Raw genomic sequence first — 16,041 nt, 5'->3', positions numbered from 1 at the left:
CGCTTGCCCGGGAAGGGCTAAGGGAGGAAGCTGGCGGCATGACCCGCACCGCCTTCGCCCTCTCCGCAGCCCTGTCGACGCTGGCCGCCGCCGGAGCCGTCTCGGCCCAGTCGACGCCGGACTACACCGCCGATCTGAACGCCATGCCGGCGCGTCCCGTCGCGACCGTTCCGACGCCGCAGCCGGAGAGCCGGCCGGTCGAAAGCCGAACGGTCCCGCAGCCGGAGCCCGCGGCCCCGCCGCCGACGCAGGCCGCCCCGCAGCCCCAAACCCGGCCGCAGCCGGCGACTCCGGCGCCGGTCTCCGCAGCGCCTGAGCCGCGCCCCACCGCCTCCGCGAGCGCCCCGCCTGCACCCACGCCCGCCCCGGCGTCGACCGCGCCGGCCGCGCCGCGCGCGCTGACGCGGGCCGAGCTCGAGGCCCTGCCGTTCGCCGTGACTCTGCCGGAGGGCTACACGCTGACGGCGGGCCGACCCGGTCCCGACTTCCAGGTCTGGACGGTGCGCAAGGGCGGTCTGGCCCAGCTGATGATCTATGCCGGGCCGAACGCCCAGTTCCCGATCCACGATGGAGAGATGGTCGAGGCCGGGGGCCGCACCACCGTCGTCGTCATGGAGGAGGGGCGACGCCGGGCGCTGGAGCACCTGTTCCGCCAGTCCGCCGCGCCGAACCACATCCACGTCTGGATCGCCAGCGTCGACGGGGCCGACCGGGACCGGGCCGAGGCCATCGGCCACGGGGTCAGCCCCCGCTGAGCCCGCGTCAGGCGTGCAGGCGGCGCGCGCCGGCCAGGGCCGCGAAGTAGCGGGCCGCCATGTCGGCGGTCAGGCGCGGCCGCGCGGTCTGACCGTCCTCGATCAGCTCGACCACGGTCTGCAGGACCTCGTCGCGGGTCAGGTCGCCGCCGTCCGCCAGCATGTCCAGTCGCTCGACCAGGGTGCGGGCGCGCATCTGGGAGGCCAGCTGGAAGGGACGCGCCGGCGGCGCGGTGACGGGCGGGGGGTCGAAGGTCGGGGCCGGCATGACCGGAACGGCGTCGCCGTCCGACAGCTTGCCGCAGTGACGGCAGCGGTCCGCGCCATGTCGCTCGGACCAGTACCAGGTGTGTCGACAGAAGATGGACTGCAGCGACATGGTGAACGCCTCCCGAATCGGCGTTCTCCAATAAATCGCCGATTTGTCAAGCTGATGAAGCCTGACGCGCGAGTGTTTCGGTTAACCGGCCGGGGCGTGGCGCGCGTGGAAGTCACGCCGGAAGCCGTCGAACCGCCCGGCGGCCACCGCCTCGCGCATGGCCGCCGTAAGTACCTGATAAAAAGCCAGATTGTGCCAGGTCAGCAGGATCTTGCCCAGAATCTCATCGGTCCGGATCAGGTGGTGCAGATAGGCGCGGGAATATTCCTGCGACGCGGGGCAGGGGACCGAGGCGTCGAGCGGGCTTTCGTCCTCGGCGAAACGGGCGTTCTTGAGATTCAGCGGCCCATCCCATGTCCAGGCCTGTCCGTGACGGCCTGCGCGGGTGGGCAGGACGCAGTCGAACATGTCGACCCCGCGCCACACGGCCTCGACCAGATCGACGGGCTTGCCCACGCCCATCAGATAGCGGGGCCGGTCGGCGGGCAGCATGTCGGGGGCGTAGTCCAGCACCTCGCACATGGCCTGATGGCCTTCTCCGACGGCCAGGCCGCCGATGGCGTAGCCGTCGAAGCCGATCTCCCGCAGCCGGTCGGAGCTCTCGCGGCGAAGGTGTTCGTAGGTCGAGCCCTGCTGGATTCCGAACAGGGCCTGGGTCTCGCGGGCGCCGAAGGCATCCCTGGACCGTCTGGCCCAGCGCGCCGACAGCTCCATGCCCTCGCGCGCGCGCCGTTCCTCCGCCGGCCAGGCGACGCATTCGTCCAGCTGCATCGAGATGTCGGCGCCGATGCGATCGGCCTGGATCTCGATGGAGCGTTCGGGCGTCAGGACGTGTTTCGATCCGTCGACGTGGCTGGAGAAGGTCACGGCCTCCTCGGTCAGCTTCGAGATGCCCGACAGGGACATGACCTGGAAGCCCCCGCTGTCCGTCAGGATCGGCCTGTCCCAGCGCATGAACCTGTGAAGGCCGCCCAGCTTCTCCATCCGCTCCGGCCCGGGCCGCAACATCAGGTGGTAGGTGTTGCCCAGAATGATGTCGGCGCCGGTCTGCTTCACCTGATCCACCGTCATCGCCTTGACCGTCGCGGCGGTGCCCACGGGCATGAAGGCGGGCGTGCGGATGTCCCCGCGGGGCGTCTTCAGCACGCCGGTGCGGGCGCGGCCGTCGGTGGCGGTGATGTCGAAGGGAAAGGGCAAGGCGTCTCACAGGGGCACGAGAGGCACCGGGTGCACCCTCAAAAAAATTGAGTCCGGAGAGTCCGGAGAGTCCGGATCAGCGGTGGGTGACCATTATAGCCTGGTCGGGAAGCGTGTAAGGTTCAGGCCGGATTGTCCTTTCGGAACAACAGGCTTCCGTCGCCGTAAGAGTAAAACCGGTAGTCCGAGGCCACCGCATGCGCATAGGCGGCGCGCATCGTCTCCAGACCCGCGAAGGCCGACACCAGCATGAACAGGGTCGACTTCGGCAGGTGGAAATTGGTCATCAGCACGTCGGCGGCGCGGAAGCGGTAGCCGGGCGTGATGAAGATGGCGGTGTCGCCGTGGAAGGGGCGGATCACCCCGTCCTCGCCCGTCGCGCTTTCCAGCAGGCGCAGGCTGGTGGTGCCGACGCAGACGATGCGGCCCCCGGCGGCGCGCACGACGTTCAGGGCGTCGGCGGTGTGATCCGGGACGGTGCCCCATTCGGAATGCATGCGGTGCTCGGCCAGGTCGTCGACCTTGACCGGCAGGAAGGTGCCCGCGCCCACGTGCAGGGTGACGGCGTGGGTTGAGACCCCCCGGGCCCGGATCGCGTCCAGAAGCTCAGGCGTGAAATGCAGCCCGGCGGTGGGGGCGGCGACCGAGCCGTCGTGGGCGGCATAGACGGTCTGATAGTCGTCGCGGTCGCGGTCGTCCTCGGCGCGCTTTGCGGAGATATAGGGCGGCAGGGGCATGACGCCGATCTCGCGGATCGCCGCGTCCAGGTCCGGACCCGACAGGCCGAAGCGCAGGGTGACCAGGCCGTCGTCGCCCTTGGACACGACCTCGGCCTCCAGCCCGTCGAAGATCAGGGCGAAATCCCACTGGGTCCCGAAGACGATACGGTCGCCGGGCTTGATCCGCTTGCCTGGCTTCATGAAAGCCGACCAGACGTCCGGCGCGTCGCGGTGATGCAGGGTGGCCTCGACCGGGACGCTGAGCGTCTGTCCGTCGTCGCCGATGCGGTGGCGGCTGCCGGGCATGCGGGCGGGGATTACGCGCGTATCGTTGAACACCAGAGCGTCGCCGGGCCGCAGGAAGTCCGGGAGATCGCGGACGACGCGGTCTTCCAGCCCCCCGTCGCGCACGACGAGCAGACGCGCGGAATCGCGCGGCTCGGCGGGCCGGAGCGCGATGCGGTCCTCGGGCAGGTCGAAGTCGAAGTCGGCGGTCTTCATCAGGCGGCGGCAATGGCCACGGGCGACGGGGGCGGTCAAGACGTATGGACAGACGCCTGCTGCGCTGGGGATTGTGAGTTCATGCGCGCCCCGACCCTCGTCGTCCTCGGCCTCGTCCTCGGCCTTGCGGCCGCCGGACCCGCATTGGCCCAGGGTTGCGTCTCGTCGCCGGAAGCCAACAAGCAGCTCGTGCTTGATTTCTACCGGCTGGGGCTGGTGGAACTGCAGCCGCGCACGGCCTTCGAGAGCTTCGTGTCGCCCGAATTCGTGGAGCACAAGCCGGACGTTCCGGCGGGACGCGCGAGGCCACGATCGCCTTTCTGGAAGGCTTGATCGCCGAGGTGCCCGAGCCGCGGTGGGAAATCCTGCGCAGCGTCGCCGACGACGACCTGGTCTTCATTCACGCCCGTTTCTCGCCCGCGCCCGGGGTGGGACACTACGCGCTCGCCGACCTGTTCAGGGTGGAGAACTGTCGCATCGTGGAGCATTGGGACGTGGTCGCGCCCCCGGTGACCGACGGGGTCAACCCGAATCCGCGATTCTGAGCGGGATCACGGAAGCGGATCGTCGCGTCGCTCGATGATCCAGACCAGATTGGCGTCCCTGTCCACCACGCAAAAGGCCGGGCGGCCCCAGTGGTGTTCCGTCACCTCGCCGAGACGCGGATAGAACATCTTCCAGCCCATGCGAGAGCGGGCGAAGGCGGCGCGCCAGCCTTCGAAGTCGTCGACCTCGATGAGGCAGGATCGGCTGTTGATGAGGTGCTCCGCCTGGGTGAAGTCCGTGTCGGTCCGGCCGAAGTACAACTGCACCTCCCCCCGCCGAAGGATGAAGTGAAAGGCGTCGTCGTCAGCCAGCGCCTCTTCCCGGGGCGAGACCAGTTCGAATCCGAAATAGCGCCAGAACTTCCATGTGCGGATCGGGTCGAGGCTCACGAGCATCGGTGTGGCGCGGTCGATCATGGCGCGTTGATAGGCGACGGGCGAGGCGTGGGAAAGTTTTCGGACCTGACCGATGACGGGCGGGCGCGGCGCGCTATCTAGGGCTCAGGACAGGAGCTCTCGCATGACCGACCGCTATTTCGACGACCTGACCGTAGGCGAGAGCTGGACGGGGCCCGCGTTCGAGATCACCGAGCAGGAGATCATCGACTTCGCGCGGCAGTTCGATCCGCAGCCGATGCACGTCGACCCCGACAGCGCGCAGGCGAAGCGGTTCGGCGGGCTGATCGCCAGCGGGTGGCACGTGGCCAGCCGGGTGATGCGGGATTTCGTCGACGCCAACCTGTACGGCGACGTGCCGCTGCTGGGGCTGGGGGTCAACGACCTGCGCTGGCGCGTGCCGGTGCGGCCGGGCGACCGGCTGACGGTGCGGCGCGAGGTGCTGGAGCTGGTTCCGTCGGAGAAGCAGCCCGACCGAGGCCGCGTGCGCACCATCACCGAGGTCAGCAACCAGAACGGCCAGATCGTCATGAGCTTCGAGAACTGGATGCAGCTGCCGAAGCGACCGAAGACCTGACGCGCCGTTGACCGCGCCGGGCGCAGGCGTCAAACCGCCCGCCATGCTGCAGAACCTCGAAACCCTCGCGCGCGACGCCCGATCCTGGCCGTTCGAACAGGCCCGCAACCTGCTGGACCACGTGCTGAAGAAGCGGCTGTCGGACGCGGACCGCGTCGCGGCCAAGCTGCTGATCGACGCGGGCAAGGCGGACGAGGCGCTGGCGACGTTCGAGGCGCTGCGGAAGCCGGTGCTGCTGGAGACCGGCTACGGCCCGTCCGGTCTGCCGCATATGGGCACGTTCGGCGAGGTGGCGCGCACGACGATGGTGCGCAATGCCTTCCGCGCCCTGACCGGCGACCACTGGCCGACGCGGCTGGTGGCGTTCAGCGACGACATGGACGGGCTGCGCAAGGTGCCGGACGGCGTGCCGAACCCCGAGATGCTCAAGGAGGATCTGCACCTGCCGCTGACGAAGGTGCGCGATCCGTTCGGCACGCACGACAGTTTCGGCGCGCACAACAACGCGCGGCTGCGGGCGTTCCTGGACGGCTTCGGCTTCGACTATGAGTTCATGAGCTCGACCGATCAATATCGCTCGGGGCGGTTCGACGCGGTGCTGCTGCGCGTGCTGGAGCGGTTCGACGAGGTCATGGCGGTGATGCTGCCGACGCTGGGCGAGGAGCGGCGCGCGACCTATTCCCCCTTCCTGCCGATCAGCCCGGTGACGGGCCACGTGCTGCAGGTGTCGACGCTGGAGCGGGACGTGGAGGCGGGGACCATCACCTTCGACGACCCTGCGGGCGGGCGCACGACCGTGCCGGTCACCGGCGGGCACGTGAAGCTGCAGTGGAAGCCCGACTGGGCCATGCGCTGGACCGCGCTGGACGTCGACTACGAGATGTCGGGCAAGGACCTGATCGAGAGCGTGCGCGAGTCGTCCAAGCTGTGCCGCGTCATGGGCGGCGTGCCGCCGGAGGGCTTCAACTACGAGCTCTTCCTCGACGTCGAGGGCAAGAAGATCTCCAAGTCCAAGGGCAACGGCCTGACCATGGACGAATGGCTGCGCTACGGCACGCCGGAGAGCCTGGCCTGGTACATGTTCCAGTCGCCCAAGTCGGCCAAGAGCCTGCACTTCAACGTGATCCCGCGGGCGATCGACGACTATCTGAGCTTCATCGACCAGTATCAGGCGCAGGAGCCGGCCAAGCGGATCGACAACGCCGTGTGGCACATCCACGCGGGCGATCCGCCGAAGGTGGCCAGCCCGGTGTCGTTCAGCCTGCTGCTGAACCTGGTCGGCGTCGCCAATGCGTCCACAAAGGAGCAGCTGTGGGCCTACATGGCCAGGTACATCCCGGACGCGACGCCGGAGAGCGAGCCGACGCTGGACCGCCTGATGGGCCATGCGCTGAACTATTTCGACGACTTCGTGCGGCCGGCGAAGGCGTTCCGGGCGCCGACCGAGCAGGAGGCGGCGGCGTTCCGCGACCTGGCGTCGCGTCTTCGGGCCCTGCCGACGGACACGACCGACGGCGAGGTGATCCAGAACGAGGTCTATGCGGTGGGCAAGGCGCACGCCTTCGAGCCGCTGCGGGCGTGGTTCGGGGCGCTGTACGAGGTGCTGCTGGGCGAGAAGCAGGGGCCGCGGTTCGGCTCCTTCGCCGCCATCTACGGGCTTCCGCAAACCGTCGATCTGCTGGAACGCGGCGCAAACGGCGATCTGGCGGGCTGAAATCTGAACCGAAAACAACAAGCGGTTCAGCGGATACGACGGGCAGGCTGGGGCATTCTCACTCCATCGACCAACTCGAAGGAGAGATGAGCCATGTCGAACGGCATCAAGAACACCCTGATCGCGGGCGCCGCCCTGGCCGCGGCCGCCGCCATCCCCGGCGTCGCTGCGGCGCAGTCGAACGGCATCACCAGCTGCGACGCACCGGGCGGCCGCCAGCAGGCCGGCGCCCTGATCGGCGCGGTCGTCGGCGGCCTCGCCGGCAGCCAGATCTCGAAGAACGAACGCACCCTCGGCGCCGTGGTCGGCGCGGGCGCGGGCGCCGCGGCCGGCAGCTACATCGGCTGCAACCAGCAGCGCGCGCGGGCCGGCGCTTCGGCCAACGCCTCGATCGTGCGTCCGACCACCAACGTCCGCGTTCGCTCGGGTCCGGGCACCAACTACCGCCAGGTCGGCAGCGTGAGCCGCGGTCAGGCGCTGCAGGCCATCAGCTCGTCGGGTGAATGGGTTCAGATCTCCAGCGGCGGCTGGGTCAACGCCAACTACCTGACCTACTGATCCGCGCGAGCGGAGACGGAAAGGCCGCCCTTCGGGGCGGCCTTTTTCTTGTCGCCCTGCCGCTCGCGCCGGGGGCGCGCGCCGTTTCAGGGCCCGTTACTGGCTGACCCAGAGGATTCGGCTGATCCAGTCGACCTCGGTCCGGGGCACGATCCTGTCGGCGTGTTCCGGGTTGATGGAGCGCAGCGTCAGGTTGCGGCCGCTGGCGGCCGCCAGTTCCTTGGCCAGGGTTTCGCCCGTCCGGGTGCGCACCACGACGCGGTCGCCGCGGCGCGGCGCCGGCCCGTCGCGGTCGACGATGACCTTGTCGCCGGGGCGGTAGAGCGGAACCATGGAGTCGCCTACGATCTCCAGGCTGAACAGGTTGCGCCCTTGGCGCGGCAGGTCGGTCCAGCTCCAGCCGTCGCCGGTGGGCAGGCCCGCCTCGTCGAAGAAGCCGTCAAGACCGGCTTGGGCGAGGCCCAGCATGGGCAGGGCGGGTGCGGGGCCGGGATCGTCCGCCAGCGCCGCGAACTCGGCCAGCGAGACGCCGGTGACCTCCAGCACGCGGTTCAGGCTTTCGGTCGAAGGCCAGCGAGGCCGCCCGCCGGTCTCCCGCTTGGAGGGGTTGAATGCGGTCGGATCCAGGCCGGCCCGCCGGGCGAGCCCTGACGGGCTCAGGCCGTGCGTCTCCGCCAGACGGTCGAGGGCGCGCCAGAGGCGGGGATGTGAGAGGGGCATGGGCCGGGCCGCCGGTGAGTCGGCCGCAGCATAACAGGAATGAAATCCTATTCCAGACCGGCCGCGCGACGCTCCTGCCAGGTCCAGAAGGTGCCGATGGCGATGGCCAACAGCACGCCGTAGCCCGCCAGATTGATGACGAAGTAGAACGACGACGCCGAGGGGCGGACGTCGACCAGCGCCATGAGGTGGCTCATGACCACGAGCAACTGCATCGCCGTGGCCCAGACCGTCCACCCTCTCCGGGCCTTCCAGACCAGCGCGCCCAGCACCGACAGCATGATCAGGTCGACCGCCAGCATGCTCCACTGGATGCCGTAGAGGTTGGCGTCGTCCTGAACGAGCATGGAGGCGAACCAGCCGAGGCCATAGGCCGCCGCGGCGATCTTCTCCGGCTCCTCGCCCTTCCAGAAGGCGAAGCCCACGACCAGCACCGTGATCACGGCCCCGACCTGGGAATAAAGGGTATCCAGCATCAAAACGCCCCCAAGCCGAAGCTCGGGGGCGATGATGCCTCGAGTCCGACGGAACCGGAATGCCCGGTCCCGTACATGACGTCGAATTAAGGCGCGACCTTAGGACGCGACGCGCAGGTGACCGGTCTTGGTCGGCGGCGGGCTGCCGATCGGGGTCTCCCAATCGTCGGGCTTGTCCACCGGACCGACGGCGTAGACGCCCCAGCCCATGCGGCGGTGGTCCTTCTGCAGCTCGGCGTGGCAGGCGACGATGGCTTCGCGGGCGACGCCCAGCGCGGCGATGGTCTCCATGGCCTTGGCCTGGGAGCCGGCGCCCGCGACGGGCGAGACGGCCAGGGCGGCGCGGGCGCCGATCATGGACTGGACCAGGGTGGTGGCCTGGGTGATGGCCGCGTCGACGGCCTTTTCGGTGGCGTGCAGATCGGCGGCGACGCCGGCGATCACCGTGGACTTATCCATGAACGTTTACCCCTCATTAACTGCGGTAAACGTCGCGTTAACACGAAATTCACCATGGTTCCACCGGTTTCCGCCTCGATACCCCGCCGCCGATCGGCGGATCGTCCTCCGGCTTGTCCACCGGACCGACGGCGAGGTCGTCCAGCTTCAGCTTGCGCGCCACGGCGGCCAGCACCCCGTGCGTCCGCACCAGCTGGGAGCGGGCCTGAACGAGGGCGGACACCGCGCCGGCCGCGCCGTCGAAGGCGCGCTGGCCGGTGACGGCGGACACCATGGCGCCGGCTCGCGCGACGGGAAGTTCCGCGGCCAGTCGGGCCGCCGCCGCCAGCGCCGCGTCCACGGCGGCCTCGGCGGCGTAGAGGCGGTGGGCAAGGGTTTCGCCCACGGTGCGTCGGGTCATGTCGAATCTCCTGCGCGACGGAAGCGTCGCGTCAGGAAACAATCATGACGTGCTCACGTGCACAACCAGAAATCAGGTTGCGAGCAGGAAGTGCGCGGTCAGCGTCGCGATCGGCTGGTCCGGATCGTCCTGCCAGGCCTTGGCCAGAACGTGGACCACGCGGCGCCCCGCCTTGCCGATGCGGGCGCGGGCGTGGACGTCCTGGGGGCGGCCGGAGCGCAGATAGGCGACCGAGACGTTGATCGGCTTGGGCAGCCGCGTCTCGGGCCACGTCGCGGCGACCTGGGCGACCGCCGTCATCTCCAGAAGGGCCGCGGTCGCGCCGCCGTGCAGGGCCGGCAACATCGGATTGCCGATCAACGAGTCGGCGAAGGGCAGGGTGACGACCAGCTGACCGTCGACCCGCCTCGAGGTCAGGCCGAGAAAGGCGGCGTAGGGGATGCGGTCCAGCGCCGTCATGGCTCGCCTCCCTCGCGCCTGTTGTGACCGGCCTTCCGCCCGCCGTCGGAGTCCAGCATGTAGGCCGCCTGCGAGGCCGCGACCGGATCCGACGGATCGTCCTCGAAGGCCCAGGCCCGCACGAAGCCGATGGAGTGCGTCAGCCGGAAGCACTCGGCCTCGGCGCACAGGTCGCGCCGCGGTTCGGCGGCGCGCATGTAGTCGACCCTCAGGTCCAGGGTGGCCAGCGGTCGGAAGGCGTCGAGCGCCGTCCAAACCGCCAGACCGCCGACGTGGTCCAGCATGGTCGTCACCAGCCCGCCGGCCAGCACGCCGGTCTCCGGATCACCGACCAGATTTTGTCGCCACGGCACGCGGATGCGCACCTTGCGTCCCTCGACGCCGGCGAAGACGAAGCCGAGCGCATGCGTGTGGGCCGCGCCGGAGGCGAGCTGGGGCAGGAGGTCGGTCAGGGAGGGCGTCGACATGCATCCTCCCTATCGCGGGGCGGGGTCCGCCACCATATCGGGACCATGCGTCCAGAAGCCCTGCTTCATCCCACGGACAAGGGCCTGTGGTGCCCGCCGGGCGGATTCGCCGTCGATCCCGTGGTCCCGGTGGACCGGGCCGTGATCACGCACGGGCACGCCGACCACGCGCGGCCCGGACATGGCGTGGTCGTGGCCACGCCCCAGACGCTCGCCATCATGGCGGAGCGCTACGGTCCGGACTTCTGCGGTCGCGCCGAGCCGCTCTCCTATGGCCGGACGATCAGTCGCGACGGCGTGGACGTGACCCTGGTTCCGGCCGGGCACGTGCTGGGATCGGCCCAGGCCGTGGTGTCCCACAAGGGCCTGACCATCGCCGTCTCGGGCGACTACAAGCGACGGCGCGACTCCACCTGCCTGCCGTTCGAACCGGTGCGCTGCCACGTCTTCGTGACCGAGGCGACGTTCGGCCTGCCGGTCTTCTCCCATCCGCCCGACGGGGAGGAGATCGACCGGTTGATCCTGTCCACCCGCCAGTTTCCCCACCGGGCGCATCTGGTCGGCGCCTATGCGCTGGGCAAGGCGCAACGGGTGATCCGCCTGCTGCGCGAGCGGGGCTGGGACCGGACCATCCACGTTCACGGCGCCCTCGCCCGGCTGAACGCCCTGTACGAGCGCGAGGGGGTCGATCTGGGACCGGTCGCCCCTGCGGCCGGCCTGCCGAAGGACGCGCTGGCCGGTGAGATCGCCATCGCGCCGCCGTCGGCGATCCAGGACCGCTGGGCCCGGCGCTTCGCGGAGCCGATCGCGGCCTTCGCCTCGGGCTGGATGGGCGTGCGGGCGCGGGCGAAGCAGCGCGGGGTGGAGTTGCCGCTGGTGATCTCCGACCACGCCGACTGGAACGAGCTGACCGCCACCCTCGCCGAGGTGTCGCCCGAGGAGGTGTGGATCACCCACGGCCGCGAGGAGGGACTGCTGCGCTGGGCCGAGATCAACGGCATGAAGGCGCGGGCGCTGCGGCTGGTGGGCTATGACGAGGAGGACGACGACGACCCGTCGTCCGCCGCGGACTAGGCCACCGCGCGAGCCGTCGGGGCCGCTTCCGCCTCCGGTACGACGGAGGTCAGGGCCGCGTGCATCGCCATTCTCAGGCGCTCGGGCTTGATGGGCTTTTCGACCACCGCGACCATGCCTTCGGCCATGTAGCCCAGGGCGTCGTCAGGATCGGCGTTGGCGGTCAGGGCCACGATCGGCACGCGGCCGGCCGCCCCTTCCAGCGCGCGTATCGCCCGCGTCGCCTGGACGCCGTCCATCCGCGGCATCTTGATGTCCATCAACACCAGGTCGAAGCGGCGTTCGCGCACGGCCTCGACGGCCTCCACCCCGTCCTCGGCGGTCTCGGAGGTACAGCCGAACATCTCGCACAGGGCCTGCGCGACGATGCGGTTGGTGGCGTTGTCGTCGACGATCAGGACGTGGGGGTTTTCCACCGCGCTGAGCTCGATCAGGTCCGAAACCTCCGCGGCGCGTTCCACCGCGATCTCGGCGCGCGGCAGATCGAGGTCGAAGGCGAAGGTGGCGCCGCGACCGGCATTGTTCTCCGCCCAGATGCGGCCGTTCATCCGGTCGACGATCTGGCGGCAGATGGCCAGACCCAGGCCGGCGCCGTCCGGTCCGGAGCCGTGGACGAAGGGTTCGAAAATGGCGTCCACGCGGTCGGGGTCGACGCCCGGGCCGTCGTCGCGCACGCGGGCCTCGACGCGGACCCGATCGCCTTCGGCCCAGGCCTTCAGCCCGGCCTCGACCACGCCGTTGCGGGCGAACTTCAGGGCGTTGCCGATCAGGTTGTTGAAGACCTGCTTGAGCCGCACGGGATCGACGTGCGCGGCCAGTTCGGTGTCGCCCTCGTAGCCGATCATCAGGCTGACGTCGTCCTGCGACGCGCGCGGCGCCCAGAGGGCCTGCACGTCGTCCATCAGGGCGCGCAGGGGCGTGGGCCCGACGTTGAGTTCCAGTTCGCCGGCCTCGGCGCGCGACAGGTCCAGCGCGTCCTGCAGGATGCGGATCAGGGTCTCGGAGGATTCGACGATGGTCGAGACGTGAGCCTGGGCCTGGGCGTTCAGGGGCTGGCGCCGCAACAGCTCGGCGACGGCCAGGACGCCGTTCATCGGCGTGCGAAGCTCGTGGCTCATGATTCCGAGGAACTGGCTCTTGGCGCGCGCGGCGGCGAGGGCCTGGGCGCGGGTGTCGTTCAGGCGGCGCGACTGCTCGGCCATGGCCGCGTCGCGTTGCTGATGGATCTGGTTGGCCGCCTGCAGCAGCGAGGCGGCCGTGCCGACGGAGTGGTACTTCCCGCCGTCCGTCACGACGAAGCCCCGCATCAGCTGGCCCGGACCCGCCCTGAGCATCACGTCGCAGACCGTCTCCAGCCGCATTCCCGCCTGAACCACCGCAGGTTCCGGGTCCATGACGTGCGTCGCGTCGCGCGAGAGGTACAGGGCGTGCCCCAGCGGCGCCGCCAACTTCATCAGGAAGTCGTTGCGCTCGATCAGGCCGACCGGGCGGCCGTCGACGACCACCGGAAGGCACAATGTGTCGGGTTCGGCGTCGAACCGCGCGAAAATCTGCGCGCCGGTGGCCTCGAGCGAAACGGGGTCGATCCGCTGCGTCAGGGTTTCGATGGTCGGCATACTGGCCGAAACTCCGTGATACCGCCGGACATTAGCGCGGAGCCTTTGCGGAACGGTTAAGCGGAAAATCGCTCGTTTTTGCCTCGCGGCGCGCGCGGGTGTATGAGGCGCGCCTTCCGCACATCGCCGGAACCAACCTTCACATGCGCGCGGCCCCCGGGCCGACCGCAGGGTCGTCATGTCCGCAGTCCAGCCCGCCCCGTCCGTCGCGTCTTCCGCCCTGGTCCTGTTCTCGGGCGGGCAGGACAGCGCGACCTGCCTCGCGTGGGCGCTGGACCGGTTCGCGCGCGTCGAGACGGTCGGCTTCGACTATGGCCAGCGGCATGCGGTGGAGATGCGGGCGCGGCTGACGGTGCGCGAGCGGATGGCGGGGCTGGACGCCGACCGCGCCGCGCGGCTGGGGCCGGACCACGTCGTGGACCTTACCGGCTACGGCCGCATCGCCGACAGCGCCCTGACCGCCGAACGCGAGATCGAAATGGACGCGCGGGGCCTGCCGACCACCTTCGTGCCGGGGCGCAATCTGGTGTTCCTGACTTGCGCGGCGGCTCTGGCCGACCGGCGCGGGCTGGACGTGCTGGTCGGCGGCATGTGCGAGACGGACTTCAGCGGCTATCCCGACTGCCGCCGCGACACGATCGACGCCATGGAGCGGGCGCTGTCCCTGGGATTGGACAAGGCGGTGGCGATCGAGACGCCGCTGATGCGGCTGACCAAGGCCGACACCTGGGCGCTGGCGCACGACCTGGGTGGCGAGCCTCTCGTGCGGCTGATCGTTGAGGACAGCCACACCTGCTATCGCGGCGAGCGCGGCGACCCGCACGCCTGGGGCCACGGCTGCGGCGACTGCCCGGCGTGCGAGCTGCGGGCCAGGGGCTGGGCCGAGTGGGAGGCCAGCCGATGACCTATGCGGTCAAGGAGTGCTTCCTGACGGTGCAGGGCGAGGGCGGACAGGCGGGCCGCGCGGCGGTGTTCCTGCGCTTCGCCGGCTGCAATCTGTGGAACGGGCTGGAGCGGGATCGGGCGGGCGCGATCTGCGATTTCTGCGACACCGACTTCGTCGGCACGGACGGGGACGGCGGCGGCAAGTTCGTGACGGCCGAGGCGCTGGCGGACCATGTCGGGGCGCGCTGGATGGGCGGAGCGCGCGACCGACTGGTCGTCTGCACGGGCGGTGAACCGCTGCTCCAGCTGGACCCGGCGCTGATCGACGCCCTGCACGCGCGCGGCTTTTCCATCGCGGTCGAGACCAACGGCACGGTCGCGGCGCCCGACGGGATCGACTGGATCTGCGTCAGTCCCAAGGCCGACGCGCCGGTGGTTCAGACCCGGGGACAGGAGCTGAAGCTGGTCTTTCCCCAGCCGAAGGCCATGCCGGAGCGGTTCGAGCGTCTCGATTTCGAGCGCTTCTGGCTTCAGCCCATGGACGGGCCGGATCAGGCCGCGAACACCGCCGCGGCGGTGGACTACTGTCTGCGACACCCGCGCTGGCGCCTGAGCGTCCAGACGCACAAGTACATCGGCGTGAGATGACCCGCGTTTTCGAAGTCACCAAGGCCGCGCATTTCGACGCGGCGCATCATTTCCCCCACGGACCGGAGGGCAGTCCGCACCGGCGCGTGCACGGCCACTCGTTCCGCGTGGAGGCGTCCGTTCGCGGCACGCCGGGCGGCGACATGGGATTCGTCGTCGACCTGACGAGGCTGGAGGCCTCGCTGAAGGCGGCGGCGGCCGAGCTGGATCACGGCCTGCTGAACGAGCATCCGGGTCTGGAGACGCCCAGTCTGGAGGCGATCTGCGCCTGGTTCGCCGACCGGCTGGCGCCCGCGTTTCCGGGACTTTCGAAGATCACCGTCCTGCGCCCCACGATCGGGGAACGGTGCGAGCTGACGCTCTAGCAGTCGCGCCCTGACGCGCGGCGCTGCTCGCAGCGGCGCTGCTCGCGTTCCCACTCGCGCTGCTCGCGCTCGCGTCTGGCCTTCGTTTCCTCGTCGGACGTTGTGACGGCGTCGACCCCGGCGCCGACGACCGCGCCGGTCACCTTGGCCGCGCCGCCGACGACGGCCGCGCCGGTTCCGACCACGGCCCCGACCAGGCACCCTTGCAGCATGAGCGATCCGCCCACGATGGCGGTCAGGGCGGCGGCCCGCGCGACGGTCTTCATGATCATTCTCCCGACTGGGCCCGATCTAGGCCCGGTTTGGTGAACGAACACTGACCGCCGACGCGGGCCTTCTCAAGGCGGCGCTCAGAGGCTGTCGACCATGACCAGCTCGGCGTCGGCCCTGGCCGTCACGGTGAGCGTCGGCTCGTCCTTGATGCCGGCGCCGTCGCGGGCGTTCAGCGTCACGCCGTTGACCTCGACCTCGCCGACGGCGGGCACCAGATAGGCGCGGCGGCCCTCGGCCAGATCGTAGGTGATCGTCTCGCCGGCCTTCAGCGTGGCGGCCAGCACCTTCGCATCGGCGTTGATGTGCAGGGCGCCGTCGGCCGGATCGCCCGAGGCGACGACGGTGAAGCGGCCCGAGCGGTCGGCCTTGGGAAACTTCCGCTGGCCCCACCCGGGCTGGGCGCCGGGCTTGTCGGTCTCGATCCAGATCTGGAACAGGGTGGTGGTCTCCGGCTCCAGATTGAACTCGGCGTGGCGCACGCCGGTGCCCGCGCTCATCACCTGCACGTCGCCCGCGCCGGTGCGGCCCTGGTTGCCCATCGAGTCCTGGTGGGTGATCGCGCCGCTGCGGACGTAGGTGATGATCTCCATGTCCGCGTGCGGGTGGGGCGGAAAGCCCGACTGGGCCGCGATCTCGTCGTCGTTCCAGACGCGCAGCCGGCCCCAGCCCATGCGGGACGGGTCGTAGTAGTTGGCGAACGAGAAGTGATGGCGCGCCTTGAGCCAGCCGTGGTCCGCGCCGCCGAGGGTGGTGAAGGGTCGAACGTCGATCATGGGGAAGGTCCCGGAATCCGAGGGCTAGAAACCTCGCTGAACATCCATATGGGAAACAGTGTCGGTTACGGAAGGGGGCGGCAGC

General features: G+C 69.9%; 23 protein-coding genes. 10 read left to right on the top strand and 13 right to left on the bottom strand.

From position 1 onward, the window contains the following. Positions 1–38: 38 nt before the first annotated feature. Positions 39–755 carry a hypothetical protein gene (locus EFJ44_RS12530; protein ID WP_125257565.1) on the top strand — a complete coding sequence of 239 codons (717 nt, stop codon included), beginning with the start codon at positions 39–41 and terminating at the stop codon, positions 753–755. A gap of 7 nt (positions 756–762) precedes the next feature. Here the strand turns inward: EFJ44_RS12530 and EFJ44_RS12525 are convergent, their stop codons facing one another. The 3 genes from EFJ44_RS12525 to queA form a co-directional block, all read right to left on the bottom strand. Further along, entirely contained in the window at positions 763–1,134 is a 372-nt protein-coding gene (locus tag EFJ44_RS12525; RefSeq protein ID WP_125257564.1) for a hypothetical protein, read from the bottom strand. Positions 1,135–1,215: 81 nt separating this feature from the next. Next, positions 1,216–2,331, bottom strand: coding sequence for a tRNA guanosine(34) transglycosylase Tgt (gene tgt / locus EFJ44_RS12520; protein ID WP_125257563.1), 1,116 nt, complete (start codon positions 2,329–2,331; stop codon positions 1,216–1,218). A 122-nt stretch (positions 2,332–2,453) separates the two neighbouring features. Next, positions 2,454–3,551: a tRNA preQ1(34) S-adenosylmethionine ribosyltransferase-isomerase QueA gene (queA, locus tag EFJ44_RS12515; RefSeq protein ID WP_125257562.1), complete on the bottom strand. Its 1,098-nt coding sequence runs from the start codon at positions 3,549–3,551 to the stop codon at positions 2,454–2,456. Positions 3,552–3,632: 81 nt separating this feature from the next. Here queA and EFJ44_RS12510 point away from each other — a divergent pair, with 81 nt between their 5' ends. Both EFJ44_RS12510 and EFJ44_RS12505 read left to right on the top strand, forming a co-directional pair. Continuing rightward, positions 3,633–3,884: a hypothetical protein gene (locus tag EFJ44_RS12510; RefSeq protein ID WP_125257561.1), complete on the top strand. Its 252-nt coding sequence runs from the start codon at positions 3,633–3,635 to the stop codon at positions 3,882–3,884. After that, complete coding sequence (locus tag EFJ44_RS12505) at positions 3,881–4,096, top strand: nuclear transport factor 2 family protein (protein WP_164511915.1); 216 nt, start codon at positions 3,881–3,883, stop codon at positions 4,094–4,096. Before EFJ44_RS12510 ends, EFJ44_RS12505 begins: the two co-directional genes overlap by 4 nt. A gap of 6 nt (positions 4,097–4,102) precedes the next feature. Here EFJ44_RS12505 and EFJ44_RS12500 read toward each other — a convergent pair whose 3' ends face one another. Beyond that, entirely contained in the window at positions 4,103–4,513 is a 411-nt protein-coding gene (locus EFJ44_RS12500; protein ID WP_125257559.1) for a VOC family protein, read from the bottom strand. Between the two features lie 103 nt (positions 4,514–4,616). On the opposite strand from EFJ44_RS12500, the gene EFJ44_RS12495 reads away from it, so the two are divergent. The 3 genes from EFJ44_RS12495 (at position 4,617) to EFJ44_RS12485 (ending at position 7,341) form a co-directional block, all read left to right on the top strand. Continuing rightward, complete coding sequence (locus EFJ44_RS12495) at positions 4,617–5,069, top strand: MaoC family dehydratase (RefSeq protein ID WP_125257558.1); 453 nt, start codon at positions 4,617–4,619, stop codon at positions 5,067–5,069. 43 nt (positions 5,070–5,112) lie between these two features. Continuing rightward, entirely contained in the window at positions 5,113–6,783 is a 1,671-nt protein-coding gene (locus EFJ44_RS12490; RefSeq protein WP_125257557.1) for a lysine--tRNA ligase, read from the top strand. A gap of 93 nt (positions 6,784–6,876) precedes the next feature. Then, complete coding sequence (locus EFJ44_RS12485; RefSeq protein ID WP_125257556.1) at positions 6,877–7,341, top strand: SH3 domain-containing protein; 465 nt, start codon at positions 6,877–6,879, stop codon at positions 7,339–7,341. Positions 7,342–7,437: 96 nt separating this feature from the next. Here the strand turns inward: EFJ44_RS12485 and EFJ44_RS12480 are convergent, their stop codons facing one another. From EFJ44_RS12480 to EFJ44_RS12455, 6 genes are all read right to left on the bottom strand, one after another. After that, entirely contained in the window at positions 7,438–8,061 is a 624-nt protein-coding gene (locus EFJ44_RS12480) for an XRE family transcriptional regulator (protein WP_125257555.1), read from the bottom strand. 47 nt (positions 8,062–8,108) lie between these two features. Then, positions 8,109–8,537, bottom strand: coding sequence for a hypothetical protein (locus tag EFJ44_RS12475; protein ID WP_125257554.1), 429 nt, complete (start codon positions 8,535–8,537; stop codon positions 8,109–8,111). 99 nt (positions 8,538–8,636) lie between these two features. After that, positions 8,637–8,996, bottom strand: coding sequence for a hypothetical protein (locus EFJ44_RS12470; protein WP_125257553.1), 360 nt, complete (start codon positions 8,994–8,996; stop codon positions 8,637–8,639). A 49-nt stretch (positions 8,997–9,045) separates the two neighbouring features. Then, positions 9,046–9,396 (bottom strand): hypothetical protein, encoded by a 351-nt coding sequence (locus EFJ44_RS12465; protein ID WP_125257552.1) that lies wholly within the window; start codon positions 9,394–9,396, stop codon positions 9,046–9,048. Positions 9,397–9,468: 72 nt separating this feature from the next. After that, positions 9,469–9,855, bottom strand: a complete 387-nt coding sequence (locus EFJ44_RS12460) for a PaaI family thioesterase (RefSeq protein ID WP_125257551.1) — start codon at positions 9,853–9,855, stop codon at positions 9,469–9,471. After that, entirely contained in the window at positions 9,852–10,322 is a 471-nt protein-coding gene (locus EFJ44_RS12455; protein ID WP_125257550.1) for a PaaI family thioesterase, read from the bottom strand. The genes EFJ44_RS12460 and EFJ44_RS12455 overlap by 4 nt, the downstream gene beginning before the upstream one ends. Positions 10,323–10,367: 45 nt before the next feature. On the opposite strand from EFJ44_RS12455, the gene EFJ44_RS12450 reads away from it, so the two are divergent. Continuing rightward, positions 10,368–11,396: a ligase-associated DNA damage response exonuclease gene (locus tag EFJ44_RS12450; RefSeq protein ID WP_125257549.1), complete on the top strand. Its 1,029-nt coding sequence runs from the start codon at positions 10,368–10,370 to the stop codon at positions 11,394–11,396. Here the strand turns inward: EFJ44_RS12450 and EFJ44_RS12445 are convergent. Further along, positions 11,393–13,012 (bottom strand): response regulator, encoded by a 1,620-nt coding sequence (locus EFJ44_RS12445; protein WP_125257548.1) that lies wholly within the window; start codon positions 13,010–13,012, stop codon positions 11,393–11,395. The genes EFJ44_RS12450 and EFJ44_RS12445 overlap by 4 nt on opposite strands. A gap of 178 nt (positions 13,013–13,190) precedes the next feature. Here EFJ44_RS12445 and queC point away from each other — a divergent pair, with 178 nt between their 5' ends. Genes queC through EFJ44_RS12430 form a run of 3 tightly spaced genes read left to right on the top strand, consistent with a single transcriptional unit; the run spans position 13,191 to position 14,910 of the window. Continuing rightward, complete coding sequence (gene queC, locus EFJ44_RS12440; RefSeq protein ID WP_125257547.1) at positions 13,191–13,916, top strand: 7-cyano-7-deazaguanine synthase QueC; 726 nt, start codon at positions 13,191–13,193, stop codon at positions 13,914–13,916. Continuing rightward, entirely contained in the window at positions 13,913–14,545 is a 633-nt protein-coding gene (gene queE / locus EFJ44_RS12435) for a 7-carboxy-7-deazaguanine synthase (RefSeq protein WP_125257546.1), read from the top strand. Before queC ends, queE begins: the two co-directional genes overlap by 4 nt. Next, positions 14,542–14,910, top strand: a complete 369-nt coding sequence (locus tag EFJ44_RS12430) for a 6-pyruvoyl trahydropterin synthase family protein (protein WP_125257545.1) — start codon at positions 14,542–14,544, stop codon at positions 14,908–14,910. The genes queE and EFJ44_RS12430 overlap by 4 nt, the downstream gene beginning before the upstream one ends. Here the strand turns inward: EFJ44_RS12430 and EFJ44_RS12425 are convergent. Both EFJ44_RS12425 and EFJ44_RS12420 read right to left on the bottom strand, forming a co-directional pair. Continuing rightward, on the bottom strand, positions 14,907–15,176 hold the full coding sequence (locus tag EFJ44_RS12425) for a hypothetical protein (RefSeq protein ID WP_241209801.1): 270 nt from the start codon (positions 15,174–15,176) through the stop codon (positions 14,907–14,909). The genes EFJ44_RS12430 and EFJ44_RS12425 overlap by 4 nt on opposite strands. Before the next feature lie 84 nt (positions 15,177–15,260). Then, positions 15,261–15,956: a pirin family protein gene (locus EFJ44_RS12420; protein ID WP_125257544.1), complete on the bottom strand. Its 696-nt coding sequence runs from the start codon at positions 15,954–15,956 to the stop codon at positions 15,261–15,263. Between the last annotated feature and the right edge of the window lie 85 nt (positions 15,957–16,041).

This window comes from Brevundimonas fluminis (genome assembly GCF_003934285.1).
GTDB classification, from domain to species: domain Bacteria; phylum Pseudomonadota; class Alphaproteobacteria; order Caulobacterales; family Caulobacteraceae; genus Brevundimonas; species Brevundimonas fluminis.
This window is presented reverse-complemented; position numbering and strand designations above follow the sequence as displayed.